General features: G+C 71.2%; 11 protein-coding genes. 7 read left to right on the top strand and 4 right to left on the bottom strand.

The features are described from left to right. Nucleotides 1-110 precede the first annotated feature (110 nt). From MB828_RS02295 to MB828_RS02275, 5 genes are all read left to right on the top strand, one after another. The gene (locus MB828_RS02295) at nucleotides 111-1,454 is read left to right on the top strand and encodes an extracellular solute-binding protein (RefSeq protein WP_301646714.1); all 1,344 of its coding nucleotides are present in this window, start codon (nucleotides 111-113) and stop codon (nucleotides 1,452-1,454) included. A 12-nt stretch (nucleotides 1,455-1,466) separates the two neighbouring features. After that, nucleotides 1,467-2,414, top strand: coding sequence for a carbohydrate ABC transporter permease (locus MB828_RS02290; RefSeq protein ID WP_301646713.1), 948 nt, complete (start codon nucleotides 1,467-1,469; stop codon nucleotides 2,412-2,414). Between the two features lie 11 nt (nucleotides 2,415-2,425). Further along, the gene (locus MB828_RS02285; RefSeq protein ID WP_133029056.1) at nucleotides 2,426-3,292 is read left to right on the top strand and encodes a carbohydrate ABC transporter permease; all 867 of its coding nucleotides are present in this window, start codon (nucleotides 2,426-2,428) and stop codon (nucleotides 3,290-3,292) included. Nucleotides 3,293-3,519: 227 nt separating this feature from the next. After that, entirely contained in the window at nucleotides 3,520-4,950 is a 1,431-nt protein-coding gene (locus MB828_RS02280; protein ID WP_301646712.1) for a protein kinase domain-containing protein, read from the top strand. A gap of 142 nt (nucleotides 4,951-5,092) precedes the next feature. Next, complete coding sequence (locus MB828_RS02275; RefSeq protein ID WP_301646711.1) at nucleotides 5,093-7,192, top strand: ArnT family glycosyltransferase; 2,100 nt, start codon at nucleotides 5,093-5,095, stop codon at nucleotides 7,190-7,192. Between the two features lie 63 nt (nucleotides 7,193-7,255). Here MB828_RS02275 and MB828_RS02270 read toward each other — a convergent pair whose 3' ends face one another. Continuing rightward, complete coding sequence (locus MB828_RS02270; protein WP_301646710.1) at nucleotides 7,256-8,149, bottom strand: transcriptional regulator; 894 nt, start codon at nucleotides 8,147-8,149, stop codon at nucleotides 7,256-7,258. Nucleotides 8,150-8,948: 799 nt separating this feature from the next. Between MB828_RS02270 and MB828_RS02265 the strand changes: the two genes are divergently transcribed. Continuing rightward, entirely contained in the window at nucleotides 8,949-10,121 is a 1,173-nt protein-coding gene (locus MB828_RS02265; protein WP_301646709.1) for a prephenate dehydrogenase, read from the top strand. Between the two features lie 70 nt (nucleotides 10,122-10,191). On the opposite strand, the gene dpgC is transcribed toward MB828_RS02265, so the two are convergent. The 3 genes from dpgC to dpgA are packed head-to-tail and all read right to left on the bottom strand — an operon-like array spanning nucleotide 10,192 to nucleotide 13,399. After that, nucleotides 10,192-11,538, bottom strand: a complete 1,347-nt coding sequence (dpgC, locus tag MB828_RS02260) for a (3,5-dihydroxyphenyl)acetyl-CoA 1,2-dioxygenase DpgC (RefSeq protein ID WP_301646708.1) — start codon at nucleotides 11,536-11,538, stop codon at nucleotides 10,192-10,194. Further along, nucleotides 11,535-12,236, bottom strand: coding sequence for an enoyl-CoA-hydratase DpgB (gene dpgB, locus MB828_RS02255; protein ID WP_301646707.1), 702 nt, complete (start codon nucleotides 12,234-12,236; stop codon nucleotides 11,535-11,537). Before dpgB ends, dpgC begins: the two co-directional genes overlap by 4 nt. Before the next feature lie 11 nt (nucleotides 12,237-12,247). Next, nucleotides 12,248-13,399: a 3,5-dihydroxyphenylacetyl-CoA synthase DpgA gene (gene dpgA, locus MB828_RS02250; protein ID WP_301646706.1), complete on the bottom strand. Its 1,152-nt coding sequence runs from the start codon at nucleotides 13,397-13,399 to the stop codon at nucleotides 12,248-12,250. Between the two features lie 202 nt (nucleotides 13,400-13,601). On the opposite strand from dpgA, the gene MB828_RS02245 reads away from it, so the two are divergent. Continuing rightward, nucleotides 13,602-14,144 (top strand): GNAT family N-acetyltransferase, encoded by a 543-nt coding sequence (locus MB828_RS02245; RefSeq protein ID WP_301646705.1) that lies wholly within the window; start codon nucleotides 13,602-13,604, stop codon nucleotides 14,142-14,144. The last annotated feature ends 26 nt before the right edge of the window (nucleotides 14,145-14,170 follow it).

Below are 14,170 nucleotides of genomic sequence, written 5' to 3'. Positions count from 1 at the left end.
CCCGGCAGCACCCCGGGGACTTCTTCCGAACGATCTATTGCATCGTTGCAAAACGTGTGCGAGGGTCTGCGCCATCGAGTTCACATCGAATTAACGAGGTGAATAACCCCATGAGCGGAGCGATGGCGCGCCGGCGGTTTCTTGCCCTCAGCGGTGGCCTTGCCCTGACCGGAGGGCTCGCGGCGTGCTCCTCCCCGCTCGCGTCCGGCCTGACGGGCTCACAGCCGGACACGGCGGATGTCATCTTCTGGAACCTCTTCACCGGCGGTGACGGCGCCAACATGGTGCTGATGGAGAAGGCGTTCCAGAAGGCCGACCCGGGAACGACCGTCGAGGCGACCGTCCTCGGCTGGGGCAATCCGTACTACACGAAGCTGGCACTGGCCACGGCGAGCGGCACCCCGCCGGACGTCGGTATCACCCACCTCTCCCGGCTCCCGCTGCTGGCCGCCTCCGGCCTGCTCCAGCCGGTGAAGGGCACTCCCCTCGGGGAACTGGGTGTCACCGAGGACAAGTTCACCCCGGCGGCCTGGAAGAAGGCCACCGTGGACGGCACGGTGTACGCGGTCCCGCTGGACACCCACCCCTTCGTCCTCTATTACAACGTGGACATCGCCCGCAAGGCGGGCCTGCTGAACTCCGCCGGCGACGGACTCGTGCCCCTCAAGGGCAAGGAGGACTTCGTCACCGCGGTGAAGACGATGAAGGACGCGGGCGGCGCCCAGTACGGCGCGGTCATGTCCATCACCGCCGACCCGTCCACCGCCTGGCGCTTCTTCAGCATGGTCTACTCCGGCCTGGCCGGACCGATCGTCACCGACTCCGGCACGAAGATCGTCATCGATGACGAGGCGATGCGGGAGACGGTCGCCTTCATGCAGAGCCTCACCGGTCCGGACCTGATGCCGAAGAACCTCACCGGCGCCGGCGCCAACGCCCTCTTCAGCACGGGCAAGGCCGGCTTCCTCTTCGACGGCGAGTGGCAGATCCCGTCGTACCGCGGGGTCAAGGGCCTGAAGTTCGACGTCGTGCCGTTCCCGGCGCTGCTCGGTCCGAAGCCCGTCGCGTACGCCGACTCGCACGCGCTGATCCTGCCGCGCAACGACCGCGGCGACGAGACCCGTACACGCAACGCCTCGAAGTTCGTCAAGAGCCTCCTCGACAGCAGCGCGGTGTGGGCCGAGGGCGGGCACATCCCGGCCTGGCTGCCGACCCAGAGGAGCAAGGCGTTCCTCGACCTGTCGCCGCAGCGCAACTACGTCGACGCCGCCTTCAACGCCCAGTACGACCCGGTCGCCTGGTACACCGGCGCCGGCTCGGACTTCCAGGGCGTCATCGGCGGCACGGTCATCGAGGCCCTCGCCGGGCGGATCACGCCCAAGGGCATGGCGGGCGCGATGCGCTCCGCGCTGAAGCGGTACACCACGTCCCGACCGCCGGTCACGATGAAGTAGGAGACAGACACCATGACGACCGTCGTCTCGACGCGACCGGCACCCGCCGCATCCCCCACGGCCCACGCCGCCGACCGGCCCGCCCCTTCCGAACGCCGGGCGGGCAGGCTGCTCACCGCCCCCTTCCTCGTCGTCTACCTGCTGTTCCTGGCCGGCCCGCTGCTCGTCGGCGTGGTGCTGAGCTTCTTCAACACCACCACCGTCAAAAGCGGCCTCGGGGACTTCGTCGGCCTGTCGAACTACCAGGAGGTGCTCGGCGACTCGCTCTTCTGGCAGAGCATGTGGCACTCGGTGCTCTTCACCCTGCTGACCACGCCCCCGCTGGTGGTCCTCGCGCTGGGCGTCGCCATCCTCGCCTCGCGCATCCGCCGCGGCCGGCTCTTCTACCGCATCGCCTTCTTCGTACCGTACGTCGTGCCGTCCTCCGTGGTCACCCTGGTGTTCCTGTGGATGTACACCCCTCAGATCGGCCTCCTGCCGAAGGTGTTCGACGCCGTCGGACTGCCGGTCCCCGACTTCATCGGCAGCACCTCCGGGGGCTGGACCGCCGTCGTGCTGATGACCGTGTGGTGGACGTTCGGCTTCAACTTCGTCCTCTACACCGCGGCGATCCAGGACGTGCCCGCGGACGTGTACGAAGCGGCGGCGATCGACGGGGCGAGCCCCTGGCAGCAGATCCGCCACATCACGGTGCCGCTGCTCGGCCGGACCACCAGCCTGGTGCTGATCCTCCAGATCCTCGCCTCCCTGAAGGTGTTCGACCAGATCTACCAGCTGCTCGGCGGCGGACCCAACCAGTCCACCCGCCCGGTCATCGAGTACATCTACGACACCGGCTTCACCGCCTACCGAGGTGGCTACGGCGCTGCCGCCACCATGGTGTATTTCGTCATCATCGTCGCGATCTCGGCGGCCTGGTACGGGCTGCGGCGCCGCCGCGCGACCGGCAGCGCGGCCTGAGCGGAGGACCCATGACCACCATCACCCAGCCGCGGCCCGCCGAAGCGAAGGGCGCGGTCAACGGCGCCACGCTCTTCAACCGGCTCTGCGCCGTGTGCCTGACCCTGTTCGCACTGATCTGGCTGGTGCCCTTCGTCTGGGCACTGATCACCTCGCTGCGCGACGACGCCGCCATCACCCAGAGCCCCACGTCGGTCTTCGACGGCGGCTGGTCGCTGAAGGCGTACTCGACCGCTTGGGACAACCACCCGATCGGCACCTGGTACCTCAACAGCCTGGTGATCTCGGTACTCGCCGTGATCTTCACGGTGGCCTTCTGCTCGATGGCCGGATTCGCGCTGGCCTTCCTGCGCTTCCGCGGCCGGGGCCTGGTCATGGCCGTCGTCACGGCCGGCCTGATGCTGCCTACCGAGGCGCTGGTGCTGCCCCAGTTCATCGAGTACCGGTCCTTCCACCTGCTCGGCACGTTCTGGGCGCTGGTCCTGCCGTCGGTCGCGGCGCCGATCTCGGTGTTCGTCTTCCTCTCCTTCTTCCGCGGCATCCCCACGGCGCTGATCGAGGCGGCCCGTATCGACGGCGCGAGCTGGTGGCGGGTGTACGCCACCGTCTGCATGCCGATCTGCCGGCCGGCCGTGTCCACGGTCGCGATCCTCACCTTCATCAGCTCCTGGAACTCGTTCCTGTGGCCGCTGCTCGTCCTCAGCCAGACCAAGTCCCAGACCATCCCCGTGGGTCTCGCCTCCCTGGTGGACCCCACCAGCCCGCAGTACGCCGAGATCATGGCCTCCTCGGTGCTCGGCTTCATCCCGCTCATCGCGGTCTTCCTGGTCTTCCAGCGTCAGATCGTCCAGGGCATCGCCACCACCGGCATCAAGTAACGGCCCCGCCCCACGGCGGTGTCACGCCCCGAGCGCCGGGAGATCCGGCCGGGACGTGGCACCGCCGTGCCGGCGTTCGGCGGTGAGCCGCACGCCGGCCCGCCGACCGCCGGCCGCGTGAAAAACGTTTGTCGTTGTGCAAGCGGCCGGTAGGTGGGTACCTGCGTGCCACGGCCGCAGGCGGCGGGCGTCCGGCCGGTGCCGGAGCGTGGAAGGGGGCGAACGAGATGACGGTGGGCCAGGTGCAGGGTCCGCGGGCCTGTCGAGGCTTCGCCAGAATACTGGGGGGCCGTTACCGCCTCGACGCGCTGATCGGATCGGGCGGGGCGGCGAACGTCCACCGCGGATTCGACCTCCGGCTGCGCCGGGCCGTGGCGGTGAAGCTCTTCCGCGCCGGTACCGGTCTCGGCACCGAGGAGGACTTCCGCAGCGAGGCGACGATCCTGGCCCGGCTGGCGCATCCCGGACTGGTGACCGCCTACGACGCCGGGACCCATGACGGCGATGCCTACCTCGTCATGGAACTGATCGACGGCCCCACCCTGAGGACCCGGATCGCCGAGGGCCCCATGCCGTGCGAGGCCGTCGCCGCGCTCGGGGCGCACCTGGGCGACGCCCTGGCACACGCCCACGAGGCAGGCATCGTCCACCGGGACGTCAAACCGTCGAACATCATCCTCGACGCCTCCGGGCGGCCCCATCTGACGGACTTCGGGATCTCCCGCCTGCTGGACGCGACCACGCGTACCGCCACCGGCACCCTGACCGGCACGGCGGCCTATCTCTCCCCCGAACAGGTGCTGGGCCAGCCGGTCGGCCGCCCCGCCGACGTCTTCGCCCTCGGCCTGGTGCTCCTCGAAAGCCTCACCGGTCGCCTCGAATACGAGGGCGGCCCCCTCGAGTCCGCGATAGCGCGCCTGCACCGGCCACCGACCCTGCCCGATTTCCTGCCCGCCTCCTTCGCCGCCCTGCTGCGGGACATGACCGCCCAGGACCAGCAGACACGACCCACGGCACGCGACTGCGCCGAGGCCCTGAGGCAGCTCGCCGGTACGAGCACGGAGCCTGCCGCCTTCGTTCCCCGGCCCGTATCCGAGCCCCGGCCCATATTCGTTCCCCAGCCCGCGTCCGTCACCCAGCCCGCGTCCGTCACCCAGCCTGTCTCAGTCCCCCGGCCCGCGCCCAGTGTCCAGCCTGCCCCAGTGGCCCAGCCCGCGTCCGTTTCCCGGCCCGTGTCCGCCCGCGGCCGGCTGCGGGCACGGGGGTCGGCGGCCGTGCTGGTCGCGCTCGCCGCCGCCGGGCTCGTCGTCGGCGACGGCTTTCCGCACCACGAGACCACGACTGAAGCCGCCCCGTCCGTCACCGAGCCCACCACGTCGTCCAAGTCCGATGACACCGCCGCGCGTCACGACGGGGCCACGTCGCCCTCCCACAGCCCTTCCGCCGCCGCACACGCAGCCGGGAACTCCGTCCGGGCGCCCGGAGCGCGCACGCCCGCCGGCTCCGCCGAGCCCGCCCGTGACGACGTCTCTCCTCCCGGCGCCGGCGCGCAGAGCACGGCCGGCGAGGCCGGCAAGGGCAAGTCGGCGGCACACGGCGAACCGCCGGGTCAGGCGCGGAAGAACCGTCACGGCAAGAAGGCGGCGCACGCCAAGTAGGCGGCGCGTACCAAGTAGGCGCTCGTAACACGGGCGTGCGAACCTGTGCCGGTCGGGGCTCACGGTACGTCCGTGTGGTGTGAACAGCGGGGCCACTCCTACCCTCGATTGTCATGGACACCGCATATCATGATGGATCGTCATGAGCACCGCTCTCGACTCCCCCGCCGCCTCCTTACCCGAGCCCCCCTCCCCTTCCCCGGCCGCCGTCCGGCGTGGCTGGGAAGTGTGGAAGTCCCCCGCCGACCAGCCGCGCTGGGCGCGCCCGGCGCTCCTGGCCGTCGCCGCCCTGGCGGCCCTGCTCTACTCCTGGAACATCACCACCAGCGGGTACGCACCGTTCTACGCCGTCGCCGCCCGCAGCATGTCGCAGAGCTGGAAGGCGTTCTTCTACGGCGCGCTCGACCCGGGCGCCACCCTCACCATCGACAAGCTCGCCGGGTTCCTGTGGCCGCAGGCGCTCTCCGCCCGGCTCTTCGGCTTCCACGCCTGGGCGCTGACGCTCCCCCAGGTCGTCGAGGGCGTGGTCACGGTCCTCGTCACCTACCGGGTGGTTCGTCGCTGGTCGGGTCCCGTACCGGGCATCCTCGCGGCCGGCATCATGACGATCACCCCCGTGCTGGCGTCCATGTTCGGGCACTCGATGGAGGACGGCGCCCTCACCATGTGCCTGGTCCTGGCCGCCGACGCCGGTCAGCGGGCCGTGCTCGGCGCCCGGTTGCGGCCGCTGCTGGCCGCGGGCGCCTGGATCGGCCTGGGCTTCCAGGCCAAGATGCTGCAGGCCTGGGTGGTCCTGCCGGCTCTCGCCCTCGCCTACCTGCTCCTGGCCGCGGGCCCCCTGCGCCGCAGGACGGCCCACGTCCTGGCCGCCGGCGCCGTCACCCTCGCGGTCTCGCTCTCCTCGGTGCTGCTCCTGACCGTCACCCCTGCCTCCGACCGGCCGTACGTGGACGGCACCACCGACAACAGCGCCGTCACCATGGTGTTCGGCTACAACGGCTTCAACCGCTTCTCCGACGACCTGGTGGAGGGCTCGGTCGACCAGATGACCGGGATGGTGGGCACCGCGGGCTCCCCGCCGAACGCCGGCGACCCGGCGGTGGGGCAACCGGACGGGACCACACCGGTCGACGGTCCTGTCGGCAACGGCCCCTCCGGTGGCGGGCCCACGCCGGGCAAGCTGCTCGGCAGCCGCTTCGCACCCGAGGTGGGCTGGCTGTACCCGCTCGCGTTGCTGAGCCTGGTGCTCGGCCTGCGGTGGCGGCGCACCACCCCGCGCACCGACCGGATCCGCGGCGGATTCGTGCTGTGGGGGCTGTGGCTGACCTGTAGCGCCCTGGTGCTCAGCGCCATCGAGGTGCCGCACACCGCCTATGTGGCGATGCTGGCGCCGGCGCTGGCCGCCCTGTCCGCCACCGGGCTCGTGATGTTCTGGCGGGCGTACCGGGACGGCCGCAGGACCTGGGCACTGCCCGCCGCGGTGGGGGCGGAACTGGTGTGGAGCGCGTTCCTCTGCTTCCTCTACCCCGACTTCCTGCCCTGGCTGCCCTGGCTGCTCATCGCGCTGGGCGCAGGCGCGATCGCGGCTCTGACCATCGCCCACCGCGGACGCCTCCACCACGGGAGACTCGCCACCGTCGGCCTGGTGGCCGCGCTGGTCACCGTCCTGGCGGCGCCCACGGCCTGGTCGCTGTCGGTGCTCGACCCGCGGTACGCCGGAACCGCGATGGACGCCTCGGCCGGCCCGTTCGCCACGGGCGGCAGCGCGGTGCACAGGGCGGCGAACGTGGTGCACGGCGGCAACGCACCGCAGGGCACGGCCGCGGCCCGCGCCTCCCTCAACGACTCCGACACGCTCACGGCCTCCCAGCACCGTCTGCTCCGCTACACGCAACAGCACGGCGGGAAGGCGACGTTCGCCTTCGCCACCGACTCCGCCGTCATGTCCTGGAACTACATCCTGGCGTCCGGCGCGAAGATCCTGCCGATGGGCGGCTTCAGCGGTGGCGCACCCACTCCCACCGTGGCAGACGTCGAACGGCTCGTCGCCGAGGGGCGGTTGCGCTACGTGGTCCTCGCCGCCGACGGCTGGCAGGGGTTCGCGCAGACCCAGGGGACGGGGAACGCGGCCATCACCGGGGTGCGCTCCTGGGTGCGGACCGCCTGCACCGTCGTACCGGCCTTTGTATACGGCGGGAACAGCACGGACGCACAGGGCACCCTCTACCGGTGCGGCGGCTGACAGCAGGTGCGCGTCAGGCGTGCGGGCCGGATCGGCCGCACGCCTGAGGGCCCTGGGGTCCGGTCACTCGTCGTCCGGCTTGCGGCCTTCGATCTGCACACGTTCGTCCAGCAGCTGTGCGAAATCCGTCCAGATCTCGGCGTAGTGGCGGGCGAGACCCACCACCAGCGCTCCGCAGTGGCTCGGTACGGCGTCCATCAGTTCGTCCCACTCCCCCGCGGCGATCGCGTTCTGCCGCAGCAGCCGCAGCAATTGGCGCCCTCCCTCTTTGTGACGCAAGGAAGGATCTCGAAGTAACTTTTCGAGCACGTTTGCGGGATCCGCCGAAACGATGGGCGGGCGGCGGTCGGCCCGCGGTTTGGCGGTGGGTGCCGTCTCCTCCGAACTCTCGCTCGGGGAAGGGGATTTGACGCGTTCAGTGACCGGCGGCTGGCCGGTTTCCAGTCGTTTGCGGACGTCGCTGACCGTCGCGGGTGAGATACCGGCGAGCCGGGCCACTTCGCGCAGGGAGGCTTCCGGTCGTTCCGCGATGAGTTCGGCGGCCCGGCGTCTGCCGGCCACGCTGTTGAGCGGACGCACCTTGCCGTCCCTGCCGATCCGGGCACTCAGGTGCGGCACGCCCCCGGAACAGCGGCGGCGGATGGCCGCCACCGTCTTGGCTCCCAGCCCGGCCGCCCGGGCGATGGCCCGGTCCGACAGCTGCGGGTGCGAGGCGATGATCCGGGTCGCCGCGGCCCGGCGGTCGGCCAGGGAGAGCGGGAGACCGTGGGAGATGTTTGCTTCCACCGCGTACAGGAACGCATCCTCGGGAGTTCCGTCGAAGAACTCGACCTCGATCGTCTTCTGGCCCTTCACTCGTGCGGCCAGTAGTCGGTGCATTCCGTCGATCACCCGCATGGTGAGCCGGTGAACAAGAATCGGAGGCAGCGCGGTTTCTATTTCCGCGAGCCGGGCCACGTGTTCCTCGTCCTGTCCCAGTGCCCTAAGGGAATCGCCCGGGAGGAGCGAGACGACAGGAACAGCGAAAGCGCTTTTCCTGGGATTTATAGAATGTCTTGCCGGACCGATCAGCCCAGCCCTTTCATCGGACGTTGATTCCAGCGCACGAACCGACTGAACCAAAATAGCCACCCCGTTGGTTTTCTACCTGCACATACCTTTCGATCCGCGCAAGCGGACATGCTCCCGTTCTCACGCCAGAGCCCACCGGCCCCCGTCGCGCCGAAGATCACACGCGGGAACCGGTTGACCGAGGAGCGCGGGCCCCCTACACGCCTCACACCCCTCCTGGCACACCGTACGGTCGCCATCGTCGCTGTTCCACTTCGCACCTGTCGACCGGTAGAACAGGGAAAATCCATCTCGCCCAGGGCTTGACGAGGACCGGACCCTCACTCCACCGGCCGTTCGCCCCGAAATCCCCTGACCATATTCCGAAGCAGAATTTAGTGGAATTTCATATTCCCTTTCCTGATGGCCCGGCACGGCCCTCGACAGGCCAGAAGTCGCTCATACGGTGACGCGATGACTACGATCCGACGCAGGTTCTCCGGGCAAGGAGCCCGGATCTGTTGGGGGTCGGCGTGATCACTCGTCGTGCGGTGCGCTTCGACGGCTCGCGAGATTATGCATTCGTCCCGCCGGACGCGGGCGGTGTCTATCCAGGGGTGAATGGGATCCGGATATCGGACTCTTATGCGCGACCCGGTCTCCCGACGGAGTTCGAGGTCGCGAACGGTGAACGGGAGCCGGGCGCGTGAAGACCGTCGCGGTCGTCGGAACCGGCGCCATCGGCACGTCCGTGGCGCTCGCCCTGAGCCGACGGGGCCTGACCGTCCACCTCGAGGACGTGAGTGCCACGGCCGTCAGGACCGCGGAGGCCATGGGGGCGGGCTCGGTCGGCGCCCCGGCCGAACGCGTCGACCTCGCCGTGGTCGCCGTCCCGCCGGCGCACACCGGTCCGGTACTCGGAGAGCTGCAGCGCCGTGGGGTCGCCCACGCCTACACGGACGTGGCCGGCGTCAAGACGAGGCCGTACGACGACCTGCGGCAGGCGGGCGCCGATCCGTCCAGCTTCATCGGCGGCCACCCGCTCGCGGGCACCGAGCGCCTGGGCCCGCTCGCCGCACGGGCCGACGTGTTCGAGGACCGGCCGTGGATCCTGACCCCCACGGCACGCACCGAACAGTCGGTGCTGAACCGCGCGCTGGAACTCGTCTCCCTGTGCTCCGCGGTGCCCGTGATCATGGATCCGCTGGTGCACGACCGCACCGTGGCCCGCACCTCCCACGCGCCGCAGCTGATCTCCACGCTGATGGCCGCCACGCTGGTGGACGCCACGGAGTCCGACATCCGGGTCGCGGGGCAGGGGCTCAGGAACGTCACCGGCCCGGCGGGCGGCGACCCGGGGCTGTGGCGGGACGTCTTCACCGCCAACGCGGACGCCCTGGCCGACGTCCTCGACACCTACGCCGCCGGCCTCGGCCGGGCCGTCGGGGCGCTGCGGGCCCTCGGTCACACCGACGGCACGGTGCGCGAACGGGCGGAAGCGGAGCTGGACGGCCTGCTCCGGCTCGGCCACCGGGGGCGCGCCCGGGTGGCGGGAGCGGCATCGGGGGCGCCGGCCGAGGTCCGGCTCAGCGTCGCCGTGTCCGGTCGACCGGGCACCCTGGCCCGGCTGTTCGGCGCCGTCGGCGAACTGGGCGGCCGTGTCGAGGAGGTCCGGCTTGAGAGCGTCCAGGGCCCGCCGCACGGGAGCGTGTCGCTGTCCGTGCCACAGACCTCGGTGGCGGATCTCTCCCGGCTGCTGCGCGCCGGCGGCTGGGCCACGGAGGTGGTGACCCGGCCGGACGCGCCGCACCGCGCGACGCGTCCGGCGGGGCCCGGTGACCCCGTTGCCGTCGAGGTCTCCGCCGACGAGGCGGGATGACCCCGTCGGCGGGGTGTTCCAAGGTGTTCAGATGGCGCGCGGCGTCAGTTGAACACCGTTGTGTGCGACGTCAGTTGAACACCGGCCTGCGGGCGGTGAAGCGCCCCGCCTTGGCGATGACGTCGGGGCTGTAGAGCCGTAGCGCCTGGTGCAGCGCGAACTCCGCCATGTAGCCGCGGAAGGCGTCGGGCGACTCCTCCGCGAGGTTGAGCATCCGCCGGTTGGCGGTCACGGCCGGCCCCCGCAGCCGTTCGGCGCTGCGCTCCACCGCCGCGTCCAGGTCCTCGCTCTCGTGGACCTCGTCGAACACCAGCCGCCCCTCGGGCCCGGCCGCCCGGATGCGGCGTCCGTCCAGGATCACCTGGCGGGCCAGGCGCGGGCCCACGGCCCGGGTCAGCCGGAAGTTCGCGGCGCCTGGCACGATCCCTTCCTCCGCGGCGGGCAGGCTGAAGTAGGCGTCCGCGGCGGCGAGCACGTGGTCGAACATCAGCAGGATCTGGGCGCCGCCGCCGATCGCGAACGTGTCGACGGCGGCGATCCAGGGCTTTTCGACCGTACGCGACCAGGGGTTCGGCGGGTCCTCGGCGAGGACGCCCCGGAAGATCTTGTGGATGTAGCCGAGTTCGCGCCGGAGCAGGAAGTCCACCAGGGAGATCCCGCCCCCGTGCAGCGCCTTGAGGTTGATGCCGGCGCTGAAGACCCGCCGGCCCCGGTAGCGGGGGTGGGTCATCTCGCCGCCCCGCAGCACGCAGACCTCGACCCGCTCGTCCAGCAGGGCGAGATCGACGGCGGTCTCCATGTCGTCGATCTGCCGGTCGTCCTCCGCGTTCAGGCAGTCGACGCGGCACATGGTGAGGTGCGCCGCGCCGCCGACGCGTTCCAGGCGCACCGAGCCGAGGTCGGCCGTGCCCGTCCGGGCGTACTCAGGCAGCAGGCCCAGGGCGCGCGGGGTGGGGCGGAGCATGGCGTCGAGGAGGTGGGGTCCGGCGCCGGGAGCACGCAGGAGCGCGCGGAAGAAGACGCCCTGGTCGATCTCGTCGCCCTCCTTCTCCGCCTGGGGCCGGCCGCGCTCGGTCTCCAGACGCGCGGTGGTGGGCACCAGGCCGGGGAACACGGTCGCCGCGCTCGCGGCCAGTTCGGCCACCCTCAGGTGGCGGGTGCGGCCCCCGGTGAGCTCGTCGTGCACGGCGTCGGCGTGCGCGTCGAGGAAGGCGGCGCGCAGGATCCGGGTGGCGTTCTTCTGCCCCGCGGCGGCGTCCCGCTGTTCCGGTGACCGCTGCGACGGCTCAGGAAGGGACGCCAGGAGGTCCTCGGTGCGGGCGGCCGCCCCGGCGAGCGCGGTCCTCGCGGCCCCGAGGCCGGCGCGTACGGCGTCGAGGTCGTGGCCGGCGAGGGCACCGGCGTCGGTGACGGTCATGCCTCGGCACCGACGGCGGAGCGGCGCAGGACCCGGTCGCAGGCCGCGAGATGGACGCCGAGCGCCTCCTCGAAGCTCGTGGTGGACGCATCCAGCAGCAGCTGCCTCCGGATGGCGAGCTCGCTGCCGCCGACGGCGCCGGCCCGCTGCCGTGCGACGGCTTCGGCGGCCTCGGCGTCGTCCACGACCTCGTCGACGAGTTGCAGGGCCAGGGCGTCGGCCGCCTCGATGGGTGTGCCGAAGAGCACCGCCCGGCGGATCGCCGCGGTGCTCGCGCCGTGCCGGGCGAGCCGGAAGAGGGCCATGCCCGGCCAGGTCGCGCCGTCGTCCACGGGTACCACCAGGCGCGCCGACCGCGTCAGGACCCGGTAGTCGGTGGCCAGCAGGGTGTCCAGGGCGGCTCCCCCGCAGGCGCCGTCGGCCACCGCGACCGTGGCCGCGGGAAGCCGCTCCAGGCGGCGCAGCGCCTGCTCCCACTTGTTGACCAGCGCCACCGTCAGTCCCCGTGCCCACGGGCCGTCGGGCAGCCCGGAGACCCGGACGATCACCTTGGCGTGACCGGCCAGGTCCTCGGCCCGGTCGCAGGCCGCTGACACGGCGGCGATCGTCTCGGCCGACAGGGGCCGGCGTCCGTCGATTCCCAGGACGTGGTCCAGGGTCTCCGCGTCGGCGTCGCGCGTGCTCGCGCCCCCACTCATCTGATCCTCCGTCACCACTGCACCAGGGCAGTCTCGATGGTCGAACCGGGCCCCATGGTCATGAGAACGCCGTGGTCGCCGGGCCGGGCCGCCCGTTCCGTCAGCAGCCGCTCGTAGGAGAACAGGAACGAGCCGCTCGACAGGTTGCCGTAGTCCCGCAGCACGCCGATGGTGTGCCGTACGTCGTGGCGGGTCAGGCCCAGGTTGATCCGTACCGCGTCGATGACCTTCTTGCCGCCCGAGTGCACCAGCCAGTGCCGGACGTCGCTGCGGCGCAGGCCGGCGGCCCCGAGCAGGCGGTCGACGACCTGTTCGGCGTTGGCTCCGACGACGTAGGGCACGTTCGGGTCGAGGTAGAAGCTGAACTTGCCCTGGCTGTCGTCCCAGTCGTAGCGCATCGCGTCGATCGCGTCGCTGATGAGGTGACTGGCGAAGCCCAGGATGCGGGGGCTGCCGGGGTCGGGCGTGCCGGCGGGCGGGCCGTAGGCGGCGTCCGGCGGGTCGGCGACCAGCGCGATGGCGGCCGCGCCGTCGCCGAAGAGGCTGTTGACCACGGCGGTGCGCAGGGTGGAGTCGATGACGTACGCGGCCGAGCAGGCTTCGGCGCACAGCATCACGGCGACCTTGCCGGGGTTGGCGACGGCCCAGCTCGCCGTGGCGTTGAGGGCGTTGAGCCCGGCGTTGCAGCCCATGCCGACGACGTCGACGCGGCTGGCGCCGGAGCGGATGCCCATCTCGCGCATGAGGTGGGCGCTCAGGCCCGGGGTGAGGAAGCCGGTGGTGGTGACGCAGCACAGGTAGTCGATGTCCGCCAGCTCCAGGCCCGAGTCGGCCAGGCACGCCCGGACGGCCCTGGCGCCCATGTCGAGGGCGAGCCGCTTGTGCTTGGCGAGCAGTTGGCCCTGGGCCTCGGCCCGCGGTGTGCCGTCGGCGCCCCGGGGCGGCGTGGCGAGGAAGCGGCGCTCGATCGCGCTGTTGAGGAAGACGGAGCGGACCTTGGGGTCGGTGATGGCGAAGAGGTCGAGGAGTTCGGCCTGTGAGTACGACTGCTCACCGGTCGCGGTTCCGACGCCCGCGATCCTGGCGGCGCCGGAGGTGTTCTTCCCCGCCGGCGCGGGCGGTTCCAGGGTCGCTGTACCCGGAGAACTGGCGGCTCGGGTCATCGGAAGGTCCACCCCCACATTCGGGTCTTGCTGCGTCGGAGAAACTTCGGTACGAACACTTTTCGTCCTTCCAGGAGTCGGCCGGAGAGCCGGTCCGACAACAGTGGCGAGGGCCCACTATGACGCGGCGAAGGCAAAGCCATCAACCGGTCGCGGCCCGTGCGGACTTTCCCACGGAACGGCGCCATGGGACCTTGGGTGGATGCAGATGGACACCCCGCGCCTTCGGCTCCGTCATTTCACCCCCGCCGACGTCGAGGCTTTCGTCGCCTATCGTTCGGATCCGGAGGTGGCCCGTTATCAGGACTGGGAATTCCCGTTGTCCCTTGAATCGGCGCGCCGGCTGGTCCGCGCTTACTCCCGCAGCGATCCTGGCGCGCCGGGCTGGTTCCCGTACGCGATCGAGGTGAAGGCGGACGGCTGTGTGGTGGGCGACGTCGCGGTGCACCGCCGCCGGTCGGGCGAGGAGGCCGAGCTGGGCTTCAGCCTGGCCCGTGACCGGCAGGGACAGGGGTACGCGACCGAGGCGGTCCGCGGTGTCCTTGACACCCTGTTCGCCGGGGGGCTGCGCACGGCGGCGGCCGAATGCGACGTACGCAACGAGCGGTCCGTACGTCTGCTGGAGCGACTCGGATTCACGTGCACGGGGCAGCGCACGGTGTTCGCCCGGGCCGGCAGGGAACGCATCGGAATGCTGGTGTTCGCACTGCCCGCCGAACGCTGGAAGGCGCCCGAAGGGCAGTGAGAGAACCGGGGTGGTAAGCCGTGTGG

The sequence above is a fragment of the Streptomyces arenae genome (genome assembly GCF_022343545.1).
In the GTDB taxonomy this organism is placed as follows: Bacteria; Actinomycetota; Actinomycetes; order Streptomycetales; family Streptomycetaceae; genus Streptomyces; species Streptomyces humi.
This window is presented reverse-complemented; position numbering and strand designations above follow the sequence as displayed.

Bases quoted from the DNA above. Each gene is read 5' to 3' on its own strand.
- dpgC (WP_301646708.1), bottom strand. From the start codon at position 11,538: ATGACCGTCACCGACGCCGGTGCCCTCGCCGGCCACGACCTCGACGCC.
- MB828_RS02290 (WP_301646713.1), top strand. From the start codon at position 1,467: ATGACGACCGTCGTCTCGACGCGACCGGCACCCGCCGCATCCCCCACG.
- MB828_RS02295 (WP_301646714.1), top strand. From the start codon at position 111: ATGAGCGGAGCGATGGCGCGCCGGCGGTTTCTTGCCCTCAGCGGTGGC.
- MB828_RS02285 (WP_133029056.1), top strand. From the start codon at position 2,426: ATGACCACCATCACCCAGCCGCGGCCCGCCGAAGCGAAGGGCGCGGTC.
- MB828_RS02245 (WP_301646705.1), top strand. From the start codon at position 13,602: ATGCAGATGGACACCCCGCGCCTTCGGCTCCGTCATTTCACCCCCGCC.
- dpgB (WP_301646707.1), bottom strand. From the start codon at position 12,236: ATGAGTGGGGGCGCGAGCACGCGCGACGCCGACGCGGAGACCCTGGAC.
- dpgA (WP_301646706.1), bottom strand. From the start codon at position 13,399: ATGACCCGAGCCGCCAGTTCTCCGGGTACAGCGACCCTGGAACCGCCC.
- MB828_RS02275 (WP_301646711.1), top strand. From the start codon at position 5,093: ATGAGCACCGCTCTCGACTCCCCCGCCGCCTCCTTACCCGAGCCCCCC.
- MB828_RS02280 (WP_301646712.1), top strand. From the start codon at position 3,520: ATGACGGTGGGCCAGGTGCAGGGTCCGCGGGCCTGTCGAGGCTTCGCC.